Raw genomic sequence first — 5,524 nt, 5'->3', positions numbered from 1 at the left:
TGTGGGAGAGTAGGACGCCGCCGAACAATTATTCCGAAAAGCCCCTTCCCATCCGGGAAGGGGCTTTTTGCGTTACCCTCTGCCAATGCAGAACCTGACCCTGACCTGGCAGTCCGCCGGGGCCGTCTCCGTCGGCCTCTACGCGGGCGCGTACGCCGCGGCGAAGGGCCGGAAGCCGGCGCTGTCCGCGCTGTTGCGGGAGGCCGGCACGCTGCTGGCGCTGTTCGCCCTCTGGCAGCTGGTCGGGCACCTCTCGGTGATGAGTACGGACCACGCGCTGGACCGCGCGAGCTGGATCCACCACACCGAGCAGGTGATCGGACTGCCGGACGAGGCCTCCTGGCAGAAGGCGGTCACGCCGTACCCGGTGCTGGTGAGGCTGGCGAACTACTACTACGCGGCCATGCACTTCGCCGTGATGCTCGGCGTCCTGCTCTGGGTGTTCGTGCGGCACCGCGAGCGCTACGCGTGGGTGCGCAACACGGTGGTGATCACGACCGCGGTCTGTCTGCTGGTGCAGTTCATCCCGGTGGCGCCGCCGCGGATGCTCCCGGAGAGCGGCTTCGTCGACGTGGCCGCCCAGTACGGGCAGTCGGTGTACGGCGGCGCGGTCGGCGGTGTGCTGGTGGCCGACCAGCTGTCGGCGATGCCCTCGGTGCACGTCGCCTGGTGCGTGCTGGCGGCGGTCGCGGTGATCCGGGTGTCGCGCAGTTCGCTGCGATGGGTGATGGTGCTGCACCCGGTGCTGACGGTGGCCGTGGTCGTGGTGACGGCCAACCACTTCTGGCTGGACGGCATCGTGGCGGTGGCGATCCTGCTCCTGGCCTACGCCGTGCTGGCGGTGGCGGCACGGCGCCGGGGCCGGGCCTCCGCCGGGACGGAGGTCCGGCCCCTCAGCGCCGCCGAGGAGCGGCTGGAGCAGGTGGGCTGAACCGACGGTCACTTGACCGGCAGGGCGAGCTTTCCCCAGGAGCCGTTGCTCAGTGCGGAGGTGGCCCGGTACCAGGCGGCGAGCCCGGAGGCGGCCGCGATCCAGCCGCCGGTCTTGGCCAGGCCGCCGTAGCCGCCGAAGCTGGCGACGGCGGAGAGCACCAGGGAGACCGTCAGCAGGCCGTAGACGGCGCGGCCGAGCAGGCCGGCGCCCCAGCTCGCGGCGGTCAGGGTGAGGCCGAGCAGGGCCCACAGCAGCAGGAAGAGGCCGGCGGCGTTCTTGCCGGCTCCGCCGGCCGCGGACCAGGCCGCCCAGAAGGCGCCGAGGCTGGTGAAGGCGGTTCCGGTGAAGCCCTCGCCGCCGCGGAGCTGCCAGAGGCCCGCGATGAAGAGGGTGACGCCGCCGAGGAGGAGGGCGAGGTCGGCCGCGTTCCCGACTCCGGCGCCGTGCAGGACGCCGGTGGAGAGCAGGCCGTAGGCGAGCAGTGTGAGACCGAGCGCGAGGTAGCCGAGGTTACCCGCGTCGGCTCCGGTGGAGCGGGCGTTCGTTGCCCCGGTAGCTTCGTTGCTCACCGGAGGCTCCTTTCACTCTGGGCGCGCGCAGGGCGCAGCGACGCTGTGGTGTCGTCCGGATGAGTGCAGAGAGGTGGAGAGAAGGAGTGGGGATGAGGGCCGCGCGCGACCGCGCCGAGGGCGCACGGCTGTGAGCGTGCGCGGCTGCGGTCGAAGGTGATGGGCCGGCGGACGTGGTGGGCCGGCGGAGAGCCGCCGGTCACGTCCCGGCCGGGGGATTCCCCGGTGGGATCGGTCTACCCGGCCGAACGCGCTTGTACCATTGTGAATATAACAATTTGTGACTGCGTCAGCGGATGACCGCTCACACCTGACGCCGGGTGGGCACCCGCAGGGTCAGGATCGCCATGTCGTCGGACGGCGGCTCCGGGGCGAAGCGCTCGACCGCGCGCTGCACCCGAGCCGCGACCGCTCCGGCCGTCAGCCCGGTACAGCCGGTGAGCACCTCGGCGAGGCCGTCGTCGCCCAGCATCCGCCGGCCCTCGCGGCGTTCGGTGACCCCGTCGGTGACGCAGAGCAGGACCTCGCCGGGCGCGAGCACCAGGCGCTCGGCGGTGAGGTCGAGGTCGTCCATGACGCCGAGCAGCGGCTGCGGGGTGGCGGCGCGGTCGACCTGGCCGTCGGTGCGCAGTCGCAGCGGCAGCGGATGGCCGGCGCAGACCAGGGAGAGCTCGGTGCTGCCGTCCGGAAGGGGCGTCAGCTCGCCGTAGAGCAGGGTGAGGAAGCGGCTGCGCGAACCCTCGTCCAGGATGGCCGCGTTGAGCCGGCGCAGCACCTGCGGGGCGTCCAGGCCCTCGCGGGCGAGCAGCCGCAGTGAGTGCCGGGCCAGGCCGGTGACCGAGGCGGCCTCGGGGCCGGTGCCGCAGACGTCGCCGATGGCGAAGCCGTAGGTGCCCTCGCGGATGGTGAACAGGTCGTAGAAGTCGCCGCCGACCTCGTTGCCCTCGCCGGCCGCCTGGTAGTAGACGTCCACCTCGACGCCGGGGATCTCCGGCAGGTCCGGCGGGAGCAGGCTGCGCTGGAGGGCCTGGCTGGTGGCGGTGCGCTCGGAGTAGAGGCGGGAGTTGTCCAGGGCGAGGGCGGCCCGGCGGGAGAGGTCCTCGGCGAGTTCGAGGATCTCCTGGCGGAACCGGACGCCGGCCGGGACGCCGAGCACCAGCAGGCCGATGACGCGGTTGCGGGCGGTCAGCGCGAGGACGACGGTCTCGCCGAGCAGGCCGGCCAGGTCAGGGCCGTCGGTGAGGCCGCCGGCCTCGGCGGTCTCGGCGGGGGCCGTCCAGAACCGGACGCCGTGCGAGGGGCCGGCCTCCGGGACGGGGGTCTTGTCGAGCAGGGCGCGCAGCGGGTCGATGCGGTCCTCGTCCTCGTGCAGGACGAAGGCGAGCCGGGCCGGGGAGGAGTGGTCGGCGGTGGTGTAGACGGCGCACCAGGAGGCGAGGGTGGGGACGGCCATCTGGGCCATCAGCGCGAGGGTCTGCTCGTGTTCGAGGGTGCCGGCCAGCAGGTCGGAGGCCTCGACCAGGAAGGAGAGCGAGCCGCGGCGCAGCTGTTCGAGCTCGGTCAGCCGGGTGCTCTCGACGGCGAGGGCGACCCGGTCGGCGGCGAACTGGAGGCGCAGCGCGTCCTCGTTGTCGTAGCGGCCGGGCACGGCGGCGGCGATGCCGAGCGAGCCGATCAGCCGGCCCTCGACCTTGAGCGGGACGGTGATCAGGGAGCGCATGCCGCTGTCGGAGAGCAACGGCAGGCCGGTGGGCCGGGTGGCGAGGTCCTCGTGGACGGAGGGCAGCCGGGCGGAGTCGTAGCGGTTGCCGGTGCCGACCGGGAAGCGGGCGTGTCGGCGGTGCCCGGAGGTGAGTCCGGTGGCGGCGCGGACCTCGAACTCGGCCTCGTCGTCGGTGGTGAGCAGCAGGTACGCGGCGTCGCCGTCGAGCAGGTCGCGGGCGCGTTCGACGGTGCGCTGCAGCAGGGTGTCGAGGTCGTCGGTGGCGACCGGGCCGGCCAGCAGGTCGAGCCGGGGGCCGGCCGGGTCGGGGCGCTCGCCGGGCAGGGCGCGGGCGGGGGAGCGCAGCACCGCGCGGTCGGGTTCGAGGACGAGCAGGCAGAGGGTGGAGGGGACGCCCTCGGTGTCGCGCAGCCGGACCTGGACGCCGTACACCTCGACCTCGCGGCCGTCCTGGCGGCGGACGCCGTAGCCGCCCTCCCAGCGGGCCATCCGCAGGGTGTCGGTCAGGCCGAGGCCGCGGGCGGGGGCCTGCGGCCAGACCGCGAGGTCGGCCCAGGGACGGCCGAGGACGGCGGCGGCGGGGTGCTGGAAGAGCGCCTCGGCGTCCGGGTTCCAGGCCAGCACCCGGCCGTCCTCGTCGAGCTGGACGACGGCGACGTGCACCGGGCCCGGACCGCTGGGCAGGTCGCTGCCGGGGGTCGCGGGAACGGCGTAGCGGGTGCCGGACACGTGTACGGGCAGGGCGAGGCGGAACCAGACGGTCTTGCGGCCGGCCGCGTACTCGACGCCCCACCGTTCGGCGAGGGCGGAGCACATCAGCAGGCCGCGGCCGCCCTCGCCGTCCGGGTCGGCGTAGCGGTCGGAGTCGACGACCGGACCGTCGCCGAGCGAGGGCAGGCCGCGCTCGGGATGGTGGTCGGTGACCTCGATCCGGACGCTCTCCTCCTCGCGCAGGCAGCAGACCTCGGCGGCGGTGCCGGCGTGCACGACGGCGTTGGTGACGAGCTCGCTGACCAGCACGACCGCGTCGTCGACGACCTCGGGCAGCCCCCAGCCGAGCAGCGCGTCCCGGACGAAGCCCCGTGCGGCGGCCGCGGACCGGCCGTCGGGGTCGAAGGTGGCGGCTGCGCGCGCGGTGACCACGTTGCCACTTCTCCTCTGCTGCTCTTGCCCTGGCTCTCCGGGGGCGCGGCGCCGACTCCCCGTGCGCGCCGTCGGGGTGAGCGGCGGCGCTGGGTCGGGCCGTGGCCCGGTGCAGCGCTCCACCCTACTTTCCGCTTGGTTCCCCGTGGGGGCGGGGAGTCGAAACTGGCACCAGAGGGTGATTCTGCCCACCTGTTTCGGACGGTGCGGTACGAACCGAGCGCAACCGGCCCTTCACCCGGTGCCGGTGCTGCCAGACTGGGGGGTCCGCGACGGCCGGTGGGAGCAGTACGGTCGTCGGGGTGCCGGCGCGCCGCGGGCCGCCGGTACGCAGCCCGACCGGGCCGGTGCCCGGGTGCGTGCCGCACCGGCACGGGTCGGTCACCGGACAGTTCACGATGTGGGAGGGGCCCGTTGAGTTCGGCCACCAAGGACGCAACCGGAACGACGCCGCCCGCCCCGCGCGGTGGGCGCCCCGGGGCCGCGCCGCGGAACGCGGCCGGTCGGCGGGTGAGTCACAACCGTGGCGCGGAGCCCGCCGAGCTGCGCAAGCTGCTGTCGGCGCTGACCGCGATGCGGGACGGCAACTTCCGTCGCCGGCTGACCGTCCCCGGGGACGGGCCGCTGGCCGAGATCGCCGCGGTCTTCAACGAGGTCGCCGAGCGCAACCAGCACCTGACCGGTGAGCTGGCGCGGGTCCGCCGGGCGGTGGGCCGCGAGGGCCGGCTGAACGAGCGGCTGGAGACCGGCGCGGGCGAGGGCGCCTGGATGGCGGCTGTCGACAACTGCAACGCGCTGATCGACGACCTGGCCCGCCCGATGGCCGACGTGGGCCGGGTGCTCACCTCGATCGCCGAGGGCGACCTGGACCAGAAGATGGAGCTTCGCTCGCTGCACAGCAACGGGGTGAGCCACCCGCTGCGCGGCGAGTACCTGAAGATCGGGCGGACCGTCAACGGGCTGGTGGACCAGCTCTCCGAGTTCACCGACGAGGTGACCCGGGTGGCCCGCGAGGTCGGTACCGAGGGCAAGCTCGGCGGCCAGGCCAAGGTCCGCAGCGTGTCCGGGAGCTGGAAGGACCTGGCGGACTCGGTCAACACCATGGCGGGCCGGCTGACCGCCCAGGTCCGCAACATCGCCCAGGTGACCACGGCG

At 74.0% G+C, this 5,524-nt stretch carries 4 protein-coding genes; 2 read left to right on the top strand and 2 right to left on the bottom strand.

All coding sequences use genetic code 11. The annotated features are described in order from the left end of the window. Positions 1–85: 85 nt before the first annotated feature. On the top strand, positions 86–931 hold the full coding sequence (locus AE652_RS34225; protein WP_079272802.1) for a phosphatase PAP2 family protein: 846 nt from the start codon (positions 86–88) through the stop codon (positions 929–931). A gap of 8 nt (positions 932–939) precedes the next feature. On the opposite strand, the gene AE652_RS34220 is transcribed toward AE652_RS34225, so the two are convergent. Both AE652_RS34220 and AE652_RS34215 read right to left on the bottom strand, forming a co-directional pair. Next, entirely contained in the window at positions 940–1,503 is a 564-nt protein-coding gene (locus AE652_RS34220) for a GPR1/FUN34/YaaH family transporter (protein ID WP_049658771.1), read from the bottom strand. A gap of 304 nt (positions 1,504–1,807) precedes the next feature. Beyond that, complete coding sequence (locus tag AE652_RS34215; protein WP_049658769.1) at positions 1,808–4,369, bottom strand: SpoIIE family protein phosphatase; 2,562 nt, start codon at positions 4,367–4,369, stop codon at positions 1,808–1,810. A 510-nt stretch (positions 4,370–4,879) separates the two neighbouring features. Between AE652_RS34215 and AE652_RS34210 the strand changes: the two genes are divergently transcribed. Continuing rightward, positions 4,880–5,524 (top strand): HAMP domain-containing protein (locus AE652_RS34210; protein WP_049658767.1); only part of this gene is annotated, 645 nt, incomplete at its 3' end.

Source organism: Kitasatospora sp. MY 5-36, from assembly GCF_001182915.1.
Classification (GTDB): domain Bacteria; phylum Actinomycetota; class Actinomycetes; order Streptomycetales; family Streptomycetaceae; genus Kitasatospora.
The sequence above is the reverse complement of the archived record's forward strand: the minus strand, read 5'-3'. Positions and strand labels throughout refer to the sequence as shown.

Bases quoted from the DNA above. Each gene is read 5' to 3' on its own strand.
- AE652_RS34225 (WP_079272802.1), top strand. From the start codon at position 86: ATGCAGAACCTGACCCTGACCTGGCAGTCCGCCGGGGCCGTCTCCGTC.